Source organism: Lujinxingia vulgaris (genome assembly GCF_007997005.1).
Taxonomy (GTDB): Bacteria; Myxococcota_A; Bradymonadia; order Bradymonadales; family Bradymonadaceae; genus Lujinxingia.
In genome coordinates this window covers 1-21706 of the sequence record NZ_VOSL01000043.1, presented here as the reverse complement: position 1 = coordinate 21706, position 21706 = coordinate 1, and the positions used below count along the sequence as shown (strand labels likewise).

Below are 21706 nucleotides of genomic sequence, written 5' to 3'. Positions count from 1 at the left end.
GACCAGCGTTTTGGGTCTGGTTTCGTTGGGCATGTATAAGGTTGAAAATCGACGTCAGGGACATTCGCATGGCTACACGACTTCAAGATCCGCATGTTACGGGCCCCCCACGTTTTTGGTGCGTGTTGTTGACGCTGCTATGCGTGGGTGTCTGCGTGACGGTCACATCCCTTCGTTCGGCCCATGCGTCCGATTGCGTGGAGCAATCAGGCATGTATCAATCACTCAACGCGCACATTGATGAAATCTGGACCAGTGAAGCGTTTGATTGCGTGATCGCTGAGCCCGAGATCGTGGCGTATCCGGACTCCGGTGTGATTCAACTTTCTCTCGACGTCACGAATGTATGTGGTGAAGAGCTATTGGTGGTTGCAGAGCGAGATGGGTCGAATGGGGAACGTGTCGGCGATGGACAGCTGGTCAGGGTACGCGCCGATCTGCTGGAGTTGATGGAGGAGTCCGAGGGCGAGGGGGAGGTCAATTTTTATGCGATCACGGAGACGGAACGGCTAAGCAACGCGCCGGAGCCTGCGCCCCACAGGGCCCTGGCCCGAATTCGATACTCCTATAAGGGTACTCTCCGTGAGCACGACGACTGGTGCGGAGAGCATTCGGGTCTTTACGGGTGCGCGACATCCAAATCCCATGGACCCGAGGGGCCGCTGACGTTTGTTGGAGTGGCGCTGGCGGGTCTGATGGTCCGTCGACAGCGTATCAAGGTGATATAAATGAATGTCTCAATCCCTTCACCCCACACACCTTCGACGCCGACTTTGCCAGGCGTACCGGCGCTCCTCGTCGCGTTGGCGGCGTTTGCGACGTCGCTGGCGCCGATGTCGGCCCACGCGTTGAGCTGCGTACAGCCTCCCGAGTACGTCGAACTTGAGGCGCAGATCGATGAAGTCTGGAAGAACGAGGCTTTTGATTGCCTGATCGTTGAGCACGAAATTCGGACGGAACCCTGGGAAGGCCACGTCGAGATGTTTGCCGATATTGGCAACGCATGTGGTGAAGATGTCTGGGTCGTGTGGGGCGAGGAGCGCGCCCCCGGAGAACGCGTCGCCGACGGCGCGCTCCTCACGCTGAGCGCGGAGGTCGACCAGCTCTATGGCGAGTCGGAAGGGGAGGGGGAGCTTCCACTCAGCGTGCTTTTTGGCGAGGACCGGGGCGTCGAGGAGGTGTGGGCTGATGAATACGAAGGGTTGGCCTTGATTCAGTACGCGTACTCCGGAGTCCCCAACGACCACGACGGGAGCTGCGGGGACGACAGGCCTTTTTATGGATGCGCAGCCTACGGGGGAGGTGGGGAGGGGCAGGAGCCCTGGGGGGTGATGTGGGTGGTGTTGGGGGTGGGGGTTGTGTGGGTGAGGCGGCGAGGCGGCGAGGAATGGCGAGAGCACGAACTGTATAGGGCGACACGGTAGAGGCTAAGGCATTTACGTCAGGGGTAACGTCGTTATGTTCAGAGGCGTGACCGCTGTGCGTTTAGTAGAGCGGTATAGGGGGAAGCAAGCACGTACCGAAATCTGCGGTGATAGAGAACATTTTCAGTCGAAATTATTGCACGCCGGGGGGTTGACTACCACGAGGGGGCTGCTAGTGTTAGCTCATTCTAAGTGAGGATGTGTTGTAACTACGGGTGAGGGCACGTGCATGCGTGTCGTGCGCGTATGTTATGTGCCCGTACCTTTGCCCCGGATCATATTGTGTTTTGGGGAGACGTGAAGACGTAGCTGGTGGATATGCTATGTGGGGCACTTTTGTGCCTTGAGGGTAGATGTGAAGGTGCCGTGTTTGGTTTTGAAATGAAGGTTGTTTGGACTTGCGTGTAGGTCACTATTTCAAGTGAGGGGTGAAATGATGAAAGGCATGCTGAAGAAGATGTGGTGTCTGAGTGTAGTACTGATGATTGTCGGTGGCTGTGGTGAGGCGGCTCCGCCGCAGGAACCACTAATTATTATCGACGACGATTTTGAAGAGTCCGACGCAGGAACCGACCATGGTGGTCGGGATGATGAATACGATCCCGGGCCTGAGCCCAATCCAGGCACTGACACTGATCCGAACCCTGAGCCTGAGCCTGAACCTGAACCTGAACCTGAACCTGAGCCTGAACCTGAGCCTGCATTTTTTGCTACTAACGAAGCATTTTTCATGAAGACGTCATCCAGTATCTGGAAGATTGCCATGTCCGTCGATCTTCAAGAAGAGGTGGTATATTACGATGTCGAGCCATTTTATACTCATTCTGGAGAGATACATTCGATGACGGTGATGTGGGATCGTAGTGGGCTTCTGTTCACGGCGGATAAACCTGATCATCATTGGACGCACGCGCTTTATTTTGTCAACGCAGAAGGTGGCGAGGCAGTTCGTCTGCTCGATCCTATCGAAACCGATGCGTCATCGGCGTCGCTTTATGTCGAGAGTTCGACCGGAGGCCTTCTGGATCCGATTGTGCTTAAAGTCGGTCAATTTTCTGGAGGCCTTTCTTATAACAATTCACCGCTCGTGTATCGGGCTGGTGAGATTACTGTGCATACTCCTGCGTGTGGTTGGACCAGCAGTATTCGGGTTCATCCAGTCACGCATGAGGTTGTTCTGCATCAAAGAAACTGCAGTCTTAATCCACGATCCAATCATATTACGTACTATCCGAATTTAGAGTTTCAAAACGGTGTACGCATCCTCTCAGAGCTAGACTCTGATATGGCGCTGCTCTTTGTCGATGGGTTGAGTTGGACTACAGCAGGGAAAGTACTCGTCAGTCGGAGAAGTGGCCTTGTCGAGCTTGATCCTCAACAGCCAGGGCATGTTTACACCTACCCGGGGGGAGCGGTGGGAGCGTTTGGGACGAGCGTCTATGGGGGAGAGGTTCTTACTGAGGTTGATGATAACCTCGTCCTTGTCGACTATGAGCGTAACCTGCGGTGGACTTTGCAAGAGGGGATCGACGGGTTTCCTCCACCAGTCTGGTAGAGTGGGAGGTGCGAGGACGAAGGGCGGTTACAAAAGGGCTTGATCCGCGCGCGCAGGGGTGCGAAAAACAGCCTCGCGCCCGATCACGGCGCGCCCAGACCCCGTAGCTCAGTCGGATAGAGCGACGGATTCCTAATCCGTAGGTCACAGGTTCAATTCCTGTCGGGGTCATTTTTGTAAGTTGTTGAAAGTGTTGGTGAAAATGCCTCTCCGGGTTGGGTCTGGGGAGGCTTTTTTCGTTTCGAATCCGGAGTCGAAAATGTCTGTGGGCTACTACCGTGAGCTTGTGCGGGAGTTTTTCGACGGAAAGCGCGTCATTCTGGCGATGGGGCCTGTGGCCGGCTCCGCAGGTCGCGTGAAGGCGTTGCGAGAGCTTGGCGTAGCGGAGTGTTTGATTGTGGGCGACGGCATCGGGACCGGGGAGGTGCCCGACCCTTCGCAGACGCCCTGGGTGGTGGCGTCTATGGCGAAGGCGCCCGATATGCTCACGGGTCTTCGGAACTATGAGGCCGCCTTACGAAACCCCTCGCCGGAGGTGGTTGAGGCCGTGGAGCGCTTCGACCCGGACCATCGAGCGATCGTGCTGAGCTCGCATGTCTGCGACATCGAGGAGCTCTGTGGTCGGCCCAGGCTTGGGCCGCGGCTCAGGTCCTGGCTGGAGTTGGAGGACAAGGTGGTTGTCGACGCCTTCTGGGACCGCGCAAACGTCGCGCGGGCACCTTCCGAGGTGGTCGATCCGCATGACGATGCGCAGTGCGGGGAGGCTGCGGCGCGACTGGGCAACAATGCGGGCGTGGTCTGGGCCGGAGACGCCCGGGAGGGGATTAACGGCGGGGCGATGTACGTGCGCTACAGCCAAACCAAGGCCGAGCGCGATGCAGCGCTTGAGTTCTTTCGCAGCCATTGCGACCGCGTGAGGGTGATGCCCTATCTCGAAGGCATCCCCTGCAGCATTCACGGGGTGGTTTTCCCCGAAAAAACTATCGCGTTTCGCCCGGTGGAGATGGTGGTGTTTCGTCGGCCCAACTCCGGGATGTTTTTGTACACAGGTTTTGCGACCTTCTGGGATCCGCCAGCGAGTGCGCGAGAAGCGATGCGCGCGGTCGCGAAGCGCGTCGGGCGGCAGCTCGCCCGAGAAGTGGGCTACCGCGGCGCGTTTACCGTCGATGGCGTGCTGACGGCAAAAGGCTTCGTGCCCACCGAATTCAATACGCGGACCGGTGGGGCGTTTGGTTGGTTGGTCCAGGGTGAGCCCGACCTCCCGTTGCAGTTTCTGGAGATGATGATTCGCGACGGCGTTTTTTTCGACTATCGGCCGGCGGAGTTGGAGGAACTCGTGTTGAAGGTCGCGGATACGCACCGGGTGGGCGGAGGTTGGACGCCGGTGAAGCGTGTGTTTGAGCAGACCCGGCGGTACGCGCTTCGACGTCAGTACGGGGCCGGTGGGGTGGGTTTTGAGATCATAAAGAGCCTTGATTCCGAAGGCGCGGATGCGCGTGACGAGGACCTGGAGTTTGACGCTATGCTGCTGACGGGACCCTCGGCAATGGGCGGGTTTGTGCGCGTGTTGCCCGAGGTGTATAGACGAGCGCCCGGGCTTTCTGTGGCGCCGGAGGTGGCTGCGGCGTTTGCGTTGGTGGATCGGGAGTTTGGCACAAACATTGGTGTGCTTGAGGCTGCAAAGGAATCGTATGATACTCATTGTTAAACAAAATTGATTTTTGATGCGTATTTACGAGTTCGGTGCCCGGCGTTGTTGTGTTTGTAGGAGGTGGGCTATGAGGAGTAAATGGTGCGTTTTGGTCGGCGTTTTTCGTGTTTTTATGTTTGTCGGTGTTGTGGTGCTGAGTTCATGTACAACAGGTGGCGACACGTTGGCTGAAAATAATGTTGGGCATGAACCGTTGGTATCTTTGAGCGGTGATAACTTGTTATCGAAGCCCACTCGCCTAATCGTCCCCGATGATGCGGATTACGGTGGTGTATTGCGAAGGGCAATGCATGCTCAAATTTCTGATCTTCGATGGTATGGCTCAAATAGCTCGGCGCTTTCTGAGATTGAGCATTATGTGAAAGGGGGGCTGACCCGTTTGGAGGTTCGGGATTCGTATCGGTACGTTCCGGATGTTGCGGAGCGTGCGACAGTTAGTGCTGATGGTACGGTATATACTGTACGCTTAAAACAGGGGGTGTTCTGGCATCTTTCAAGGGAGAGCGAAGATGAGCCGGAGCTTGATTGGACTCAGTCACCGAGAGAGCTGACCGCTGAGGATGCGGTCTTTTATTATGAGATGATGGGGCATCCCGATGTGCCATCGGGGGCTATCAAGTCCTATTTGAAAGACATTGTTCGTGTGGAAGCCCTGGATCGTTATACATTTCAGGTTGAGTGGTCGCATCGCCTGCATCATGCGAAGGTTACAGTTTTGATGGCGCAGGTTGTGCCGCGCTGGCTCTATTCGCGGGAGCGAGATGGAAGTCCGATACCAGAGGATGAAGTCGCGCGACGTTTTTATGAGCACTGGGCTTCACAGTATTTTCCTGGAGTCGGGGCTTATCGGGTGGTTGAGTTTCGTCCTAATTCATTGCTTCGTATGGAGCGCAATGACAATTATGTCGGAGAGCGTCCTCCGATCGAGAGGTTGGAATGGAAGTGGTACCGAAGTGAAGTTGCGGCCGTAGAAGCCGTCACCCAGGGCGATGCAGATGTCGCGGATGTTACTGGCAGGGCTCCGGTAAGTACAGTTTTGAGCAGGGATTCTGTCCGAAATCTGTTTGAAGTTGGAAGGATGAGAGATGCGAGCTTTGATCGTCTTGCGTATTATTATATCGGGTGGAGCCTGGACCGCCCGCAACTACAAGATCGGCGGGTGCGTCAAGCGCTTGCGTATGCGTTTGACCGGGAGGAGGTGGGCGCGAAGTATTATGAGGATGATATGATCCTTCAGCCCGGTCCTTATTTTTACAAACACCCGGGTCATGCACCCGATGTTGAGCCCATCGAGTTTGACCTGTCTAAGGCGTCGCAATTGCTGGATGAGGCTGGTTGGATGGACCGTGACGGCGACGGGATACGCGAGAAGGAAATTAACGGTGAAGTTCTCGAATTAACGCTCGAGGCGGTTCATTTTAATGGGCGCGCCTGGCTTGAGATTATGGATACGTATCGTGAAAACCTTTTTCAAGTTGGGGTAAGGATGGAGGGGGTTCCCTTATCCTGGCCAAATTTGCTTCGTCGAATGGAAAGTGGTGAGTTCGATGCATTCACCGGCGGTTGGGGGTTAGCATGGGAAGTCGATTTGTACCAAATCTGGCACTCAAGTCAGGCTGATGTTGAGAATGGGTCAAATCGTGTCGGGTTTCGTCATGAGGAGGCGGATCGGGTTATTGAGCGTCTCCGTATTACCGTGAACGAGGATGAGCGTATTTCGCTTCTTCGGGAGTTTCATCGCATCGTATATTGGGAACAGCCCTATTTGTTCTTATTCGGATTGCGGGGCTACGCTATCTGGAACGCTCGCGTGAAAAACGTATCCTTTCAGGCGGTGCGGCCCCATGTCTCCACGCTCGGCTGGTATCTGTCTGACGGTCGGGATGCTCAGTGAGTTAACTGAAGTGATTATGGAGTGTGTAGAAACGTGTGGAAGGGGGGGAGGGATGTGTATTTTCGGTATATCTCTCCGATTGGTGTGGTGCTTTAAATGTTTGATGTTGTTTCGGAAATTGTACCTCCGGGTTGGGTCTGGAGGGGGGGGGCAAGGCTCATGATTGATCACATCTCATCCATCATCTGCCTCGCGATCAAAAAAACCTGCTCCAACTCCAGTAGATGAGCCCAACCGCGGCCCAGCACCTGCCAGCCCGCCGGGCCATTGTTTTTGATGTGGCCGCCAAGCGAGGCGACCGCCGCCATGATGCGCCCGGCGGTGGCTTTTCGCTTCATGATCTTGGGGCGTTTCATCCTCAAAATCGCGAGCTGTGCGGGGGTGATCCAAGCGCTGGCTTCAACGTCTTCGTGGTTGCGGCCCAGGTAGCGGATCACGAGCAGATTCCAGGCGACCATCGCCTTGACGCTCAACGCGGCAAGCAGCGTGTGGGCGCTCCGATGCTGCAATTTGGAGTAGGCCGCACCGGTCTTAAGTGCCTTAAAATACTCCTCAATCTGCCAGCGGGCGCGGTACCAATCGACGATTTTCCAGCAGTCCTCGTCGGTGTCGATCGGGCGGTCGGTGACGAGCAGCCAGCGCACCGGATCTTCGCCTTTTGGCGTGCGGATCTCGCTGACCTCGACGACGTTCACACCGAAGCGCGCCGGAGAGTTTGCCGCCGGCAGATTGTCGGGGCGGCGAAGCTCCACCCGAGTGGCGCGGATTTTGATGCGCGCTTTGCGGAAACGGCGAGCGCGGTGCGACTTGCTTGCCTTGCGTTTGGGCCGGGCGGAGAGCTCTACGGTGCGGATCGATTTCGACCATTCGACCTCGTCGAGAACCGCCTCAAGCGGCGCTTTCTCGCTGCGTTTTGGGCCGGTGGAGACGCTGCGATCGCCCGTCATCCGCACCACAAATCCGTAGCCGGAAAACACCATCGGAAAGAGCGTGTTGAAATCATCGCCCTCACGATCCATGACGTGAATCACCTCGTCGACGTCTTCAAGACGGGCCTCGGAGGCCTCGACAGCGTCAAGCCATCGGGTCTGCTCGTTGTCCAGAAGACCGTTCTGGGCGCGCCAGAAATCAAGCGCCTCCTGGCCCTCAATCTGCGAGGCGTGCACGTAGGGGCGACTGGCCACAAGGCCAAGCGGCGCGCGGGTTCCATCGGCGCTCACCGCCAGCGAAGCGTGCCAGAGAAAGCCCTGTTGATTCGCCCGCAGACGCGCCAGATTCTCCCGAGATGGCTCGTCGTGAATGGCGTACGCAAACTCGGTGGTATCGTGCGCGACCAGCACGGTTTGCGACGCTTCGCTGCGCCGGGAAGTCTTGTCGAAATGCGGCTCAAGAAGGGTTTGGTGCTCGGCAGCATCGTTGCTCATCAGGCGATACTAGGCCTCAACCTCAGCGTGATTTTCCATCGCGTCAGGGATCGATTTATCGGGTTGCGCGGCCAGTCGTCCGGCGATTCTGACATAGCGCTCGTTGCGCCGTTTATCGCCCAGATCCACGTCTTGGAGTTCATCGCTCAACGTCAGATCTGCCATCATCGTGGTCGGTTCCATCGCGCTCGTCCTTGTCTTCGAGTTTCATCGCTGTTGTCGGTGGCCAGTCGATCAAATTGAGGACGATTGTGTAAGGTGGGGCTGGGAGGATAGTTAGGAGGGCTGTGAGCGCGAGTATTTATGCGGGTTTTAGGAGATGTGGGGGATCATGAGGGGGCAAGGGATGCAAAAGGGCCCGTCCGGAGCGGCGGACCCTCTGCTCTTCAACACCCACCCCCCTAACGACTCGCCCATCGCCCCGAACAACGCGTCCTCCTCCGGCTCGCCCTCCACATAGAGGCGCGCGATGTTCTCGCAGTCGACGAGCCACATCGTGGGCGTGGAGCGCACCCCCCAGTTGGCTTCGACCTGCCGTGAAGCAGCGCCGTAAGGAACGCTCGCGCGGCGGCCGACGCGGGCCGCGTCGATGCAGGTGGTGCCCTGGCCGGTGACGAGGTGAATCACCGCGATTCGCGCTTTTGCAAAGTCAGCGCGTTGCGCGTCGAGTCTGGTGAGCAGGCGGTCGCAGGCGGCGCACCAGTCGCTCGTGAACACATAGAGCGTGGCCCGGGGGGATTGGGTGGTCGGGTGGCGAGCGGCGTCGGCGCAGAGCGCCGGTGCTTCGGGGGCGGCTACGCTGAGCGTTTCTATGATGTAGAGCGCCGAGCGGGTTTCGACGCCGCTGCACCCCGTCGCCAGTAGACTCAGGAGTGCCACAGCTGGCGGGATAATGCCGGATATGAGGAGGGCAGCGGTTCTCATTTATAGCCTCCCTTTGATGCCGGCGTAGAGGGTGCGGGGTTGGGAGGGGCCGTAGACGTAGCCGGCGTCGCGGGTGGGGCCCTGGTCGAAGTCGCGCTGGCGGGAGTCAAGGACGTTGCGGACGCCTAAAAAGGGCTCCAGCAAAAGCTCGCCGCGGGCGATGGTGGCGAAGCTGAGGTTGGCGCTCCAGTTGAAGAACCAGGGGGAGGTGTGCAGCCGGGCCGGAGCGCCGCTGGCGTCGTAGCGGGGAACGCGCATCGGGCCTGTGATCTCGATGCCGGAGACAAGGCGCAGGGCGCCGAGGTTGAGGAGGCCATCGAGGTAGCCGTAGTGGTTGGGGGTGCGCAGGATGTGGCGGGTGCCAAAGTCGTCGTCGGGCTCCTCGTTGAGGGCGCGCTCCAGGGTCCAGCCCGCCCGAAGCGCCCAGGTGGGGGCGAAGATCCCGGCTTCAAGCTCGGTGCCGAGCAGGCTCGTGGTGCCGCGGTTGGTGCGTTGCAGCAGGTGTTCGTTGCGCTCCGGGGCGTCGATGCTGTTGAGCACAAAGGCGTTTTTCAGACGCGTGTGAAAGGCGTTGAGGCCGACGCGCAGGTCTGCGCCGCCCGGGAGGGTGAGGGCGGTGGAGACTTGCTGGGTGATGCTCAGGGAGCGCTCTGCCTGAAGATCCGGGGCGTTGACGATGAGTCGGGCGTTGCCGCCGACGGTGTCGATGTGCAGGTCTTCGTCAAAGACCTGGGGGGCGCGAAAGCCGGTGGAGAGGGCGGTGCGCAGTCTGAGCCAGGAGGCAGGGCGCAGCATCAGCGCGGCGCGGGGGCTGGCGATGGGCGCTTCGAGCTCACTGTGGCGGTCGATGCGGGCGCCGAGCATGGCTTCACCCCAATCGGCAAAGATCCAGTGATGCTGCGCGTAGACGCCGAGCGTGGTGTAGGTCTCGTCGATCTGCCGCGCGTAGCCCAGAAAGCGATCGTCGATGCGGTCAATGCTTCCCTGAACGCCCAGGGTGAGGGTCTGGGGCCCCCGGGCATCAAAGGTTAAGTCGACGTGGGCGTCGCCTACCTGCAGCGGGTTGAGCGTGCGGCCGTAACCTCCCAACGCTGTGCGCTGCACCTCGAAGGCCTCGCGAAACTCCTCGTCGAGGGGCTGGCCATCTTCGGGAAGTTCAAGATCTTCGCGGCCTCCGCCGCCGTAGTAGGAGCGGCGGTCGGTGTAGGAGAGCACGTAGCCCAGAGCGTAGCGGAGGTTGGGGGAGAGGGGGTGTTTCCAGCGCAGGTCGCCCTGGTAGCGCTCGGTTTGAAGCTCTTCGGCGATGGCGGCGGCGTGGGGGGGAAGATCAAGGCGATCGCCGCCGCGGCGGTATTCGCGAAGCGTGTGAAAGGAGAGGCGGAGGTTGCCGCTCTCGAAGGGGGCGTAGAAGAGGTTGGCGCCGGCGGCGAGCTGCTGCAGTGCGGTCAGCTCAGAGAAGCCGTCGCCGCTTAAGTCGAGCGCAGTGCGGCGACGCGTGGTGGCGAAGACGTGGGCGGCGGCGCGTCCGTCGGCGCTGACCTGAGCGCCGTCGAAGCTCAAGCGCGCGTCGGGGGCGCTCAGGCCCACGTGGTCGTAGCCTGTGGTGACGCCCAGAAAGTTTTCGGTGGGCTGGCGCGTGACCAGATCCACCACACCAGCGACGGCGCCGGGGCCGTAGAGGGCGGAAGCGCCACCTTTGACGACGACCACCCGCTCCAGAATCTCCGTGGGGATCTGCTCCAGCCCGTAGACCGAGGCCAGCCCCGAGAAGGATGGAAGGCCGTCGATGAGGATCTGGGTGTAGGCGCCGCCCAGGCCGTTGAGGCGAAGTTGGGTAAACCCGCAGTTCTGGCAGCCGGTCTCCACGCGTACGCCGCTGGTGTACTCGAGCGCCTCGGCGACGTTGCGGGCGTTTCGTTGTTCGATGGCCTCGCGTTCGATGGTCTGCGCATGGACGGGGGCCTCATCGTCGGTCTGCCAGGCGCGCGTCCCGGAGACGAAGACGTCGGGGAGGGTGAGGGGATTGCTCTCGGGAGGCTCCGGCGACGAGGGTGCGTGGGAGCTGGCGGGTGGGTCGGGAGTGGGGGGCGATGCCGCGGCGTTGCCGCCGATTTCGGGCAGCATCATCAGCGCGCCGTCATCGTCGGTGGCCGCGGCGGCGTCGCATCCCGGCCAGCTCAGGGATTCAACCACCTTCGTGCACCGGGTCTTCTGGCAGAGCAGCGCCTGGAGCTCGCCGGAGGGGCAGCCGGAGTGCTGAAAATCCAGGCTGGCGAGGCGGTCGGAGAGGGTGAAGTCGTGTCCGGTAAAGCGGATGTCGTCTTCGTGGAGTGTGAGGACGAGTCGCTCGTCGAGGCTGGCGCGTTTGTTGAACTTCCAGTCGGGGGCGGCCTCAAGCTCCAGGTGATAGACGCCCGGAGCGCTCGACGTTGCGGAAATTCGGAGGGGGCCGGAGGTTTCGGAAGAGGCTGAAAGAGGGATGAAGAGCAGGGCGCTGCAGGCGGCGCTCAGAAGGAGGGTTCTCATCATGGGGCTCCAGAGAGGCGGTAGTTCATCGGGACGATCACGCGGAGGCGATCGCGGGTGAGAAGGGCGGGTGGGGGAGGCGGCAGACGGGGCAGGCGGCGAAGGGCGGTGAGGGCGGCGTCATCGAGGGCGAGGTGGCCGCTGGAGCGGTAGATGTCCAGCGCGACGATGTCGCCGTGAGCGTCAATCGTTAAAGCGACAAGAACCCGGCCCTCCAGCCCCAGTCGGCGAGCGTTACGGGGGTAGAAGTGGCGGCCAGCGATATCGGGGACGAGGCGCTGGAGGTAGGCCGCGCGAAGGGCGTCGGTGTCATTTTTGGAGGCGGGCAGGCCTGCGCCGGCGCTGTCGGGTGGGCCGGGGATGGTCGCCTGTGAAGATGCTGCGGAGCCCTCAGCGTGCGCGTCTTCGGCGCGTGCCGGGGCGTTGCCGGGGGCGTCGGTTGAGGGCGCGGCGTGTGGGCTCGGGGCTGATGAAGATGGCTGTGGAGCGGCCTCGATGAGTCTTGTGGATGGGGGCTTGCGTGTGGCGGCGCGTTGGAGCTGTGGCGTCGCAGATGAGCGCTGTGGCGCGTTGTCGTCCTGGCGAGGCGATTCGGGCTCGGAGGGTGGTTGTCGCGGCTCGGGGGCCTTTCTGGATGGCCTGGCGGGCTTGTCTGAAAGGGCGTCTGGGGCAGTCGAGGACGTTGGGGGGAGAGGCGCGGCTGTCGGAGTCGGGGCGGCCGCAGGAGATTGGGAGGTGGGGGCGGTGGTCACGGGCTCCCGGGGGACCTTTCCGGGCATGATGGCGAGCAGGCGCTGCGCCTGCCGGGTGGTGCTGGCGAGCTCCTGAGATGGCGAGGGGGCCGGGAAGGTATGCGCCAGCATGAGCAGCGCGATATGAGCCGCGAGGCTGGCGAGCAGGACGCGCCAGAAGAGGAGGTCCTCGTGACTCCGGGGGGCCGGCGTTGTTGCGCGGGAGTTTCGAGGAGGGGGTGGGGTGTCGGTCATGGTCAGGGGGCGTTTGGGTGAATCTGAATTGTATGTATTAGGTTATCCTAATTTCTGGATTAGCTCTGGCAAATCAAGAAGTCAATGGGGCCTAATTCTGGTGTGAGCCAGTGAGGGGGAGGTTGTTTAGGAAGGGGTGAGGGAGGCGGCCGATTGCCCATCGCCCCCCCTTTCCGCTATGACGCATCCCTGAGTTCAGGAATGTCGCCTTGTGAGCGACTTGACGAAGCGCGGCGCGCTGAAGCGTGCTGCACGAGGGCAGGAGCAGCGATGAAGTTGAAGTATGCGTGGATGTGTGCGGTGCTGGGCGCGGGGCTGATGGTGGGGTGCGGGGAGAGCAGCGAGCAGGAAGAGCCGACGGTGATCGAGACAGACGCCGGCGATGAAGACGTTGAGCAGATTGGCGAGGTCGATGATCGCGACGCGCTGGCGGAGCTCCCCTGTGGGGAGGAGATGCTGGCGGACTGGCCGCTTCAGGAGGAGGTCTCGGATGCCTCGGTGGAGATCACCGAGGAGGGCGGCGTGTTTACGGCGACCCTCGACGCGAGCGCCGGGGGGACTCAGGGCGCAGCGAGCAACCCCTTCGTCTACCTCAACCTTACGACCGGTGAGAAAGCGGAGCTTAACGATGTGGAAGCCGCGCTCAGCGAGGGGTGGCATCTCGGGTTTAAGCGCTTCATCATTCGTAGCAACAGCGGCGACTCGGGTCCGGGCGGCGTGCTGGTGACCAAGGTCAGCAACACGACCTTTGAAGAGGTCGATTCGGTGCCCGGCAACCCGGAGGCCTACCGCACCGACGACACCTACGACGCGAGCTGCACCCCGGAGCTCGACCCGATCGGCACGCCGATGACGGCGTTCAACTACCTCAACCTGGACAACCCGTCGGGCTCGCAGTCCTGGTACAGCTACGGCGGCGGCATCTCGCCAGTGGCGGGGGACGTGTACGTGGTGCGCGATCCGGAGGCCGGGGTGGCCTACAAGCTGGAGATCACCGGGTGGTCCGATGGTGAGTTTGAGCTGCGCTGGGCGGAGTTGAACTGATGCAACGATACGCGCAGCAGAGGATCGTGGCGGCAGCGCTGGCTGCGGCGGCGTTGGTGGTGGGTGTAAGTGAGGCGCAGGCGCTGCGCCCCACCAACCCCGGGCATCCGCAGAGTTACGGGGTGGAGGCTCGCTACCTGGACAGCACCGGTGGGCATGTGCGGGTGTGGTATGTCACCGAGGGGGAGCACCGATCGCCGCGAGTCGCCGAAGATGGGGAAACCCCGGAGATCGCCGACATGGTCGCCGAGGTAGGCGACGACGTGTTTGAGGCGATGGCGACCCACGGCTTTCGCCTGCCGCTGGTCGACAGCGAGCTCTACCCTACGAGCGCTGATGACGGGGGCGACGGGCGCTTTGATATTTATCTGATCAACTTCGAGGCCGGTGACGGGCAGTTTGTGCCTGAGTATTGCACCTCGGAGTCGCCCGAGCGTTGTGCGGGCTATGCGATGCTCGATCATGCCTTTATGCCGCTTTACTACCCGTCACGGGAGCTTGCGGTGAAGATCGTGGTCAGCCATGAGATCTTTCATGCGGTGCAGGCGGCTTACCGCGCCGACTGGCCCGGGTGGGCCTCGGAGGGGAGCGCGAGCTGGTACGAGGAGCTCGTCTACCCGGAGCAGGACGATTTTGAGCGGCTCACCGGCTACTACTTCGAGGACTCGGCGCGCAGCCTCAATGACCGGGCCCGCGGCCCCTCGGATGGGTTTTCGTACGGGGCGGGGATCTTTTTCTACTTTCTCGACGTGGTCTTCGGGCCGGAGATGATCGTGGCGGTGGCGGAGCGTTTTGCGACGTCGGAGACGATCGAAGATGCGCTTCAGGCCGAGCTTTTGGATAACTTCAGTGAGGCCGACGACGCGGTGGAGCTTTTTGCGATCTACAACCTCTTTACTGGCGAGCTGGCCGGGGAGGGGGAGGGCTACCCGCAGGCGGAGCGATTTGCCGGGGTGGAAGTCGTGGAGCTGCCGGGCGATGGCGCGTTTAACTGGGAGCAGAACGTCGACGCGTTCAGCGCGCGTTTTGCGCGCTGGGAGGTGACTGTGCCGATGACGCTTACGCCGGTGGAGGCGGAGGGGTGGCCGGCGGCGAGGCTCGCGCTGATCCGGGGCGGTCAGCAGGAAAATGATGGCTATGAGAGCCTGGAGGTCGGCGACACGGTGGAGGTCGGGCCGGAGGATTCGCCGGTGTACCTGGTGGCCAGCCAGGGGCTGGAGGAAGACGCGGTGATCAGCGCTCAGGGGCGAGTGTTGCGCGAGGATCCGCAGGTGCCCTCGAATGATGGGCGTGATGAGGAAGGGGGCGGTTGTTCGCAGGCCGGCTCCGGGAGCACGTCGGGCGTGGTCTGGGCGCTTCTGGGACTATGTTTGATGGGGCGGCGCGTGCGTCGCAAGCGATGATGGAGGGGGTGAGCGCGGCGGTCGAGCGTCTGGCCGAGGCGCTCGGCCTGGGGCCTGTGGAGACCACACTGGGGGTGGTGGCGGTGCTGGGGCTTGTGGCGACGCTTTTGTGGCGTCGTCTGCGCAAGCGCTGGCGCAGCGCCCGGGCTCGGCGTCAGGGGAGGTACGCGCGTCGAGCCGAGGTGCGCGCCGGCCGCTGGCTGGAGAAGGAGGGGTTTGAGCTCATCGAGGAGCAGGCCTGGCGCGACTGGGTGGTGCGCGTCAATGACGATGAGGAGATTGTGCGATTATCGGCCGACTGGCTTGTCGAGCGCGCCGGCAAGCGCTATGTGGTGGAGGTTAAGACTGGCAAACGCGCGCCATCGGTCCGCAACTCCGCCACCCGGCGGCAGATGCTGGAGTATCTCTGCGCTTACGAGGTCGACGGGGTGATCCTGATGGATATGGAGTCCGGGGAGCTCGTTGAGGTCGAGTTTCCGGTGCGCGTGGAGCGGGTCTGAGGCGTGTAAGTGCTTGAAGACGAACGAAATGTCACACGTATGTATGGAAGATGCATGCCCTGGGTGCTGTTGAAGCCTGATGTGTCGGGGAGCGTCGAAGGGGAAGATCAGGTGAATCCGGTCAATGAGGGCAGAGCGATGACGACAGGGCAGATGCAGGCAGTGGGGCGGCAGGACGAGGCGGATGCCTCGCAGCGCACACGGACGAAGCTGGCGGGGCGGTGTGTGTTGCTGGTTGAGGATGATGAGGCGGTGCGGGCGTTGATCGCGCTGCTGCTCAACGACCTCGGCGTCGAGGTGGTGGAGCTGGGCGACGGGATCGAAGCGCTTAATTATGTCGCCGCCTCGGAGGTGTATCGGCGCTCGGTGCGCCGCCCGGACTTGATTGTGGCGGATATCAACATGCCCAACTTCAGCGGGCTCGATCTATTGATGGGGCTTCGCGAGAGCCGGGTTCGTCCGCCGGTGGTGCTGGTGACCGCCGTCAACGACGAGGATATTCAGGCCGAGGCTCGCAGGCTGGGGGCGGTGAGCATCGTGCAAAAACCCTTTGAGGTCGATGAGCTCCTTGGCGAGGTCGCCGGCGCGCTTTTGCGCGCCGAGCAGAGCGATGAAGATCTCGTCGAGGGTTGAGTCCATCGCACATCGCGGAGCGCTGCGGCGCTCAGCCGGTCCAGTCCTCGATGGTCCAGCCGCGGCGGAGGGCCTCGCGCTGTAGTCGCGGATCGGGGTTGACCACCCGCGGGTGACCGACCTCCAGAAGCATCGGCAGATCGGAGTAGGAGTCGGTGTAGAAGTACGACGCCTTAAGATCGACGCCGACCTGCTCCGCCCACTGCTTCGCCCAGAAAACTTTGCCCGCACCGTAGCAGATGGGGCGCTCAAAGGTGCCCCGCAGCGCCCCCTGCTCGTCGATGGGAAACTGGTTGGAGAGCCAGGCGTCGAGCTGCCAGTGGTCGGCGGCTAACTTCGACATAAAGGGGCTGCTGGCGGTCAGCAGCACCAGCGGGTGCGCCTGGGCGCGGTGGCGCTCCAGCGCGGCCTCGGCGCCGGGTTGCACCGTCTTGAGGACATGGTCCTCAAAGAACATCCGGGTGCGCTCGCGCAGCGACTCGGCCGGCTGGCCACGGTAGTGGCGCACCGCCTCGGCGAAGGCCCGCTCCATATCGACAAGCGAGAGGTGGTAGAGGCCCATCCACGCCGACGCCTTCAAGAATTGCATCGCCGAGATGCGCCCCGCTCGCCGCTCGTGGCGCGCGTACACGAAGGCGCTGTTGATGGCGATGAGGGTACGGTCGAGATCGAAGAAGGCGGCGGGCCGCCCGGTGGTCTGGGTCATGGTGCGATGCCGGATCAGAGTCTCAGTGCAGGGTTGAGGACGCGGCCTCAACCCGGTCGGGGATGCCAGCTTCGAGGACTTCGCGGATCCTGGCAAGCTCTCCGGCCGGGGAGAGCGGGCCCATACGCCCGAGCAGCTCTATAAGGCGGGCGCCGGCCTTGCCTCCGGGCGCCAGAACCCGCAGATGCAGGTCGACCTCGGTGGCCGCGCCTCCTTCGACAGGAGCAAAACTCACCCAGCCTTCGTGGAAGAGGTCGGAGGGCTCAACGGCCCGCCAGACCAGAAGACGCTCGGGCTGGTCGTCGATGATCTCGACCTCGCTCTTGAGCACGATGTCGCCGGGCCCTTTGAAGCTCCAGGTGGAGCGCGCGTCGTCGATGCGGTCGATGTCGTGGATGCGGGGCAGGTAGACGGCCAGGTTTTCGACCTCGCGCCAGAACGCGTAGACCTCTGCGGGGGCGCGGTTGATGGTGATGGTGCGGTGGATGGGGGCCATCTCGCGGGCAGCGGTGTGCAGCAGGCGGCGCTGCCAGTCTTGTTCGAAGAGCTGCTCCTCAAGGGCCGCCCGGTAGGCGACGCCCACGCCGATGCCGGTGAGGAAGTAGCCGAAGATGCCGCGACGCTTGAGCCCGTAGGCGCTCAGGAGGGCGCCGGCGATAAAGGGCAGCGGGTTGATGGCTTCAAACCCGACACCGCCGCGCGCGCCGGGCTCGCGGCTCAGGGCGTTGAGCGCCATCACGGTGTCGGAGCGTTGGTCGCGCGAGCTCATGGTGGAACCTCGGAGAAGGGAATACAGGGCCGGTGCTGTGGTTCTGAGGCCGGTAGCCGCCCTGACGATGCGTGCGTGCCACCCTCAGACCTTGCCTCAAAGCCTAAGCACCGGGATCCGGGGTCGCCAGCGCCCAGCGCTTGACCCTGCCCGGGCCACCGATTAGTACGCCGTGAGCTATCGTTGACGCTGTGTCTGCTGCATTGAGAGCACCGCAGGTTAGGTTGCAAAGCCTCGACGATGCTAAAGCATCGCCTGCGTTTCGCGCCTTGCCCGCGTCACGCTCGATCTCGCATCCACCAGCGTCAACTTCTGCTCACAGCGTAGTACTGGCAGGCGTTGTCGGGCGAGCCTTATAGGCACGCCCTCGGTTGGCGCTTTTTGACCCCTGGAGACTTTCGATGAGCCAGCGAATCTACCTTGATTGGAACGCCACCGCGCCCGTGTTGCCGGAGGTGCGTGAAGCGATGGTGGAGGCGCTCGGGGCTGTGCACGGCAACGCTTCGAGCATTCATCGCGAGGGGCAGGCCGCGCGCGCGGTCGTCGAGCGGGCCCGTCGCGCCGTCGCGCGCGCGGTCGGAGCGCCGGCGCAGGCTGTGGTGCTCACCGCCGGCGCGACCGAGAGCAACAATCAGGTCTTGCGCCAGCACGTCCGCCAGACACCCGATCCTTTCATCGTGTGCACCGCGGTGGAGCACCCCTCGGTACTGGAGACGGTGCGCGCGCTCGAGAAGGAAGGCGTGCGCGTCGCGCTTTGGCCGGTCGACGTGAGGGGGCGGCTCAAAGAAGGCTGGCTTGGCGAGCAGCTCGACGCCGGCGCCACTCTGGTCAGCGTGATGTGGGCCAACAACGAGATCGGTAACATCTACGACGTGGCCGCCATCGGTGAGCAGGTGCAGGCCGCCGGCGCCACCTTCCACGTCGATGGCACCCAGGCGCTCGGCCGCATCCCGGTGGATTTTTCGTCGAGCCACATCGATTACATGACGCTCTCCTTCCATAAGATGGGCGGGCCCAAGGGCATCGGCGCCATCGTGACGCGTGAGGGGCTCAAGGTGGAGGCGCTGCTCACCGGCGGACATCAGGAGCGGGGGCGTCGCCCGGGCACTGAGAATGTGCCGGCGGCCGCAGGGCTTGAGGCCGCCGCGCGCGCGCTCAGCACGCAGCTCGACGCCTGGCGAGAGGCCCTTGGCGAGCGTCGGCGCCTCTTCATCGAGGCGCTCGCCGGGCAGATCGAGAAGATGGAGCTGCGCGGCGATACCGAGCACCAGCTCCTCAACACTATCAATGTGGCTTTTGAGGGCGTTGACGGCGAAGATCTTCTGCTGGCCATCGACCTGGAAGGAATCAGCGCGTCGAGTGGTTCCGCCTGCACGGCGGGCTCACTTGAGCCCAGCCACGTGGTACTGGCGATGGGCTTCGATGAGGCTTCGGCGCGGCGCTCGGTGCGCCTGAGCTTCGGGCCGCACACGCCGACAGACGATCTGGAGCGGGCCGCCGGCATCATCGCCGCGGTCGTGGCCCGACTTCGCGCCATGGGTGCCAACCCACCCGTATAACTTTGCTTTTGCACTTTTTGAACGCAGCGGTTAGCTGTGTCGCCGTGACAGGCCACTTCAGGCCTGCCGTGGAATGAGTCCCAGGACAAGACGATGTCGCAGACGATCACAGACATGCAGAGCTGCTCGGTAGACCAGCGCCCCCCCAGCCTTGAAGACGCCGAGGACATCAAACTCGCCGTCCAGGACCGCGTGGTCGTGGCGATGAGCGGCGGGGTCGACAGCTCAGTGACCGCCGGCATCCTTGCCGGCGAGGGCTATGACGCGGTGGGCATCGCGATGCGCCTCTACTCCACGCCGCAGGAGTCCTACACCAAGAGCTGCTGCTCGCCAGACGACCTTTTTGACGCGCGTACGGTGGCCGACTCCCTCTCGATCCCCTTCTACGTGGCGAATTACGAAGACGCGTTCCGCGAGCGGGTGATCGAATATTTTGTCTCGGAGTACCGCCGCGGCCGCACGCCGAACCCCTGTGTGGCGTGCAACGATCATTTGAAGTTCGACATCCTGCTGCAGCGCTCGCTGGCGCTGGGGGCGAGCTATCTGGCGACGGGACATTTTGCGCGCATCGACCGCAGTGGCGAGGTGCCGAAGTTGTTGCGCGGCGTCGATCGCAACAAAGACCAGTCCTACTTCCTCTTCGGGCTTCCGCGGGAGGCGCTCGGGCGCATCCTCTTCCCGCTGGGGGGCATGACCAAGGATGAGGTCCGTGACATCGCGCGCACCATGGGGCTGGAGACGGCTGAGAAGGCCGAGAGTCAGGAGATCTGCTTTGTGGGCGGAGGCGACTACAAAGCCTTTGTCGCCAAACTTCTCTCCGAGCAGGAGCGCACCCCGGGGCGCATTATGACGAGCTCCGGTGAGGTGCTTGGCGAGCATGATGGCATCCACAACTTCACCGTGGGGCAGCGCCGGGGGCTGGGGCTGAGCTACCACGAGCCGCTCTACGTCAAAGCGATTCGCCCCGAAGACGGCACGGTGATCGTGGGCGGTCGCGACGAGCTGGCCGCGCGCGGTCTTGTGGCCGAGCGCTGCAACTGGCTCTCCTTCGACCGCCCCAATGGTCCGATCGAGTGTCAGGTGAAGATCCGCTACGCCGGTGAGCCGGTGCCCTGTCTTTTGACGGTGGGCGCCGACCCGACGACAGCGTTTGTGGAGTTTGAGGAGTCGCAACGCGCGGTCACCCCCGGGCAGGCGGCGGTCTTCTACCAGGGCGAGGAGGTCCTGGGCGGGGGCTGGATCGAAGAGCCCCGGAGCTAACGATGGGCGCGATGAAGCACAAACGCGACGAGCTGCAATACGAGCATCGCGAAGACCTTGAAGCGCTCGAAGAGGCGCTGGGTTACACCTTTGAGGCGCGCGAGCTTCTGGAGCGCGCGCTGACGCATCGCTCCTACGTCAATGAGACCGCCGGGGTTGCGGGCGATAACCAGCGCCTGGAGTTTCTGGGCGATGCGGTGCTGGGGCTTGTCGTGGCGCATCTTCTTTTTGAAGACGATCGCCAGGCGGCCGAGGGTGCGCTCTCCAGCCGTCAGTCTGATCTGGTGTGTGAGGCGGCGCTGGTGCAGCGCGCCGAGGTGCTCTGCCTGGGCGAACATCTTCGCCTGGGACGTGGAGAGGTGCTCACCGGCGGGCGTAGCAAGCCCGGGCTTTTGGCTGACGCCTACGAGGCGATCCTGGCGGCGGTTTACCTCGACGGTGGGTATGAGGCGGCGCGCGAGGTGATTGAGCGCCAGCACGGCCCGCTGATCTCCGAGGGCATCCTCACCCAGCCGCTCGCGACGATGGTCGGGGAGGGCGCTCAGAAATCTCCCACCGACTTCAAGAGTTACCTGCAGCGAGAGGTGCAACGCCAGTGCGAGGAGCACCCGCGCTACCTCATCGTGGCCGAGGAGGGCCCCGACCACGCCCGCACGTTTGTGGCGGAGGTTCACGTGGATCAGGTCGCGCTGGGACGCGGCCAGGGCGCCTCCAAAAAGCAGGCGCAGCAGGAGGCCGCACGCCAGGCCATCGAGCGGCTCGACGCCGCCGGCGGTGATTTGTCGCAGCTCAAACTCGCGCCGTTGCCCCCGGAAGGCCGCGCGGGGTAAAACGCCTTGAGGCCCGTCGCCGCGCGACGCGACGGGTTATCTCCAACGTCTACAACTCGCCAGGAGTCGCCTGGCAGGTGGTCAACGTCACCACAGTGAGGACCCTATGTTTGGTCTCGGAACTACCGAACTTCTCATCATCGCTTTTATCCTCGTGCTGATCTTCGGCCTGGGCAAACTTCCCCACGCCGCCAAGCAGCTGGGCCTGGGGGTGAAGAACTTCCAGGACTCGGTGCGCGGCAAAGACGAGGAGCAGGCCTCCATCGAAGATAAGTCCGCCGATCGCGCCACGCGCGACGCCGCGGTGACCAGCGACGAGCGCGTCGACACCAAGGCCTAAGCGTAAGGGCGACCGATGCCGGTCAGGAGCATGACGGGGTTTGGGGCGGCGCGGCTTGAACGTCACGGGCGCAGCCTGCGTGTGGAGTGCAAGAGCGTGAACCACCGCACCCTGGAGGTGCGCGTGCACGCCAGCCGCGAGCTGCGCTGGCTGGAGCCGCACGTGTTGCGTGCGGCGCGCGCGCGGCTCGGCCGCGGGCGCGTCGATGTGCGTCTGGA

The 21706-nt window shown here is 62.6% G+C and carries 21 protein-coding genes and 1 tRNA gene; 15 read left to right on the top strand and 7 right to left on the bottom strand.

Annotated elements, in window-relative coordinates:
- The first annotated feature begins 212 nt into the window (after window positions 1-212).
- The 6 genes from FRC96_RS08615 (at window position 213) to FRC96_RS08585 (ending at window position 6584) form a co-directional block, all read left to right on the top strand.
- Complete coding sequence (locus tag FRC96_RS08615) at window positions 213-728, top strand: hypothetical protein (RefSeq protein ID WP_146974092.1); 516 nt, start codon at window positions 213-215, stop codon at window positions 726-728.
- Entirely contained in the window at window positions 729-1424 is a 696-nt protein-coding gene (locus tag FRC96_RS08610) for a hypothetical protein (RefSeq protein ID WP_146974091.1), read from the top strand.
- 445 nt (window positions 1425-1869) lie between these two features.
- Window positions 1870-2979, top strand: a complete 1110-nt coding sequence (locus FRC96_RS08600) for a hypothetical protein (RefSeq protein WP_230470035.1) — start codon at window positions 1870-1872, stop codon at window positions 2977-2979.
- A 97-nt stretch (window positions 2980-3076) separates the two neighbouring features.
- A tRNA-Arg gene (locus tag FRC96_RS08595) sits at window positions 3077-3150 on the top strand.
- An 88-nt stretch (window positions 3151-3238) separates the two neighbouring features.
- Complete coding sequence (locus tag FRC96_RS08590) at window positions 3239-4687, top strand: hypothetical protein (protein ID WP_146974089.1); 1449 nt, start codon at window positions 3239-3241, stop codon at window positions 4685-4687.
- A gap of 70 nt (window positions 4688-4757) precedes the next feature.
- Window positions 4758-6584, top strand: a complete 1827-nt coding sequence (locus FRC96_RS08585; protein ID WP_230470034.1) for an ABC transporter substrate-binding protein — start codon at window positions 4758-4760, stop codon at window positions 6582-6584.
- A gap of 167 nt (window positions 6585-6751) precedes the next feature.
- Here FRC96_RS08585 and FRC96_RS08580 read toward each other — a convergent pair whose 3' ends face one another.
- The 5 genes from FRC96_RS08580 to FRC96_RS08560 form a co-directional block, all read right to left on the bottom strand.
- The gene (locus tag FRC96_RS08580) at window positions 6752-8008 is read right to left on the bottom strand and encodes an IS4 family transposase (protein ID WP_146974087.1); all 1257 of its coding nucleotides are present in this window, start codon (window positions 8006-8008) and stop codon (window positions 6752-6754) included.
- 9 nt (window positions 8009-8017) lie between these two features.
- Window positions 8018-8191 (bottom strand): IS4/Tn5 family transposase DNA-binding protein, encoded by a 174-nt coding sequence (locus FRC96_RS08575; protein ID WP_146974086.1) that lies wholly within the window; start codon window positions 8189-8191, stop codon window positions 8018-8020.
- 129 nt (window positions 8192-8320) lie between these two features.
- Window positions 8321-8932 (bottom strand): hypothetical protein, encoded by a 612-nt coding sequence (locus FRC96_RS08570; protein ID WP_146974085.1) that lies wholly within the window; start codon window positions 8930-8932, stop codon window positions 8321-8323.
- Window positions 8933-11458 carry a TonB-dependent receptor plug domain-containing protein gene (locus tag FRC96_RS08565; protein WP_230470033.1) on the bottom strand — a complete coding sequence of 842 codons (2526 nt, stop codon included), beginning with the start codon at window positions 11456-11458 and terminating at the stop codon, window positions 8933-8935.
- Window positions 11458-12444, bottom strand: coding sequence for an energy transducer TonB (locus tag FRC96_RS08560; RefSeq protein WP_146974083.1), 987 nt, complete (start codon window positions 12442-12444; stop codon window positions 11458-11460). The genes FRC96_RS08565 and FRC96_RS08560 overlap by 1 nt, the downstream gene beginning before the upstream one ends.
- A 270-nt stretch (window positions 12445-12714) precedes the next feature.
- Between FRC96_RS08560 and FRC96_RS08555 the strand changes: the two genes are divergently transcribed.
- From FRC96_RS08555 to FRC96_RS08540, 4 genes are read left to right on the top strand one after another with little or no spacing between them, the layout of a single operon-like run.
- Window positions 12715-13488, top strand: a complete 774-nt coding sequence (locus FRC96_RS08555; protein WP_230470032.1) for an HmuY family protein — start codon at window positions 12715-12717, stop codon at window positions 13486-13488.
- A complete protein-coding gene (locus tag FRC96_RS08550; RefSeq protein ID WP_146974081.1) occupies window positions 13488-14891 on the top strand; it encodes an MXAN_6640 family putative metalloprotease in 1404 nt (467 codons plus the stop codon). The genes FRC96_RS08555 and FRC96_RS08550 overlap by 1 nt, the downstream gene beginning before the upstream one ends.
- An 8-nt stretch (window positions 14892-14899) precedes the next feature.
- A complete protein-coding gene (locus FRC96_RS08545; protein WP_146974080.1) occupies window positions 14900-15391 on the top strand; it encodes a hypothetical protein in 492 nt (163 codons plus the stop codon).
- A gap of 54 nt (window positions 15392-15445) precedes the next feature.
- On the top strand, window positions 15446-16024 hold the full coding sequence (locus FRC96_RS08540; RefSeq protein WP_230470031.1) for a response regulator: 579 nt from the start codon (window positions 15446-15448) through the stop codon (window positions 16022-16024).
- A gap of 31 nt (window positions 16025-16055) precedes the next feature.
- Here FRC96_RS08540 and FRC96_RS08535 read toward each other — a convergent pair whose 3' ends face one another.
- Together FRC96_RS08535 and FRC96_RS08530 are read right to left on the bottom strand one after the other, a co-directional pair.
- The gene (locus FRC96_RS08535) at window positions 16056-16730 is read right to left on the bottom strand and encodes an HAD family hydrolase (RefSeq protein ID WP_146974078.1); all 675 of its coding nucleotides are present in this window, start codon (window positions 16728-16730) and stop codon (window positions 16056-16058) included.
- Between the two features lie 22 nt (window positions 16731-16752).
- Window positions 16753-17499 (bottom strand): SRPBCC family protein, encoded by a 747-nt coding sequence (locus FRC96_RS08530; protein ID WP_146974077.1) that lies wholly within the window; start codon window positions 17497-17499, stop codon window positions 16753-16755.
- 401 nt (window positions 17500-17900) lie between these two features.
- On the opposite strand from FRC96_RS08530, the gene FRC96_RS08525 reads away from it, so the two are divergent.
- The 5 genes from FRC96_RS08525 to FRC96_RS08505 form a co-directional block, all read left to right on the top strand.
- Window positions 17901-19058 carry a cysteine desulfurase family protein gene (locus tag FRC96_RS08525; protein ID WP_146974076.1) on the top strand — a complete coding sequence of 386 codons (1158 nt, stop codon included), beginning with the start codon at window positions 17901-17903 and terminating at the stop codon, window positions 19056-19058.
- A 168-nt stretch (window positions 19059-19226) separates the two neighbouring features.
- A complete protein-coding gene (gene mnmA / locus FRC96_RS08520) occupies window positions 19227-20318 on the top strand; it encodes a tRNA 2-thiouridine(34) synthase MnmA (protein ID WP_434006974.1) in 1092 nt (363 codons plus the stop codon).
- Between the two features lie 11 nt (window positions 20319-20329).
- A complete protein-coding gene (rnc, locus tag FRC96_RS08515; protein ID WP_146974075.1) occupies window positions 20330-21148 on the top strand; it encodes a ribonuclease III in 819 nt (272 codons plus the stop codon).
- 106 nt (window positions 21149-21254) lie between these two features.
- On the top strand, window positions 21255-21488 hold the full coding sequence (locus tag FRC96_RS08510; protein WP_115603188.1) for a Sec-independent protein translocase subunit TatA/TatB: 234 nt from the start codon (window positions 21255-21257) through the stop codon (window positions 21486-21488).
- 30 nt (window positions 21489-21518) lie between these two features.
- A partial coding sequence (locus tag FRC96_RS08505; RefSeq protein ID WP_230470029.1) for a YicC/YloC family endoribonuclease occupies window positions 21519-21706 on the top strand: 188 nt, incomplete at its 3' end.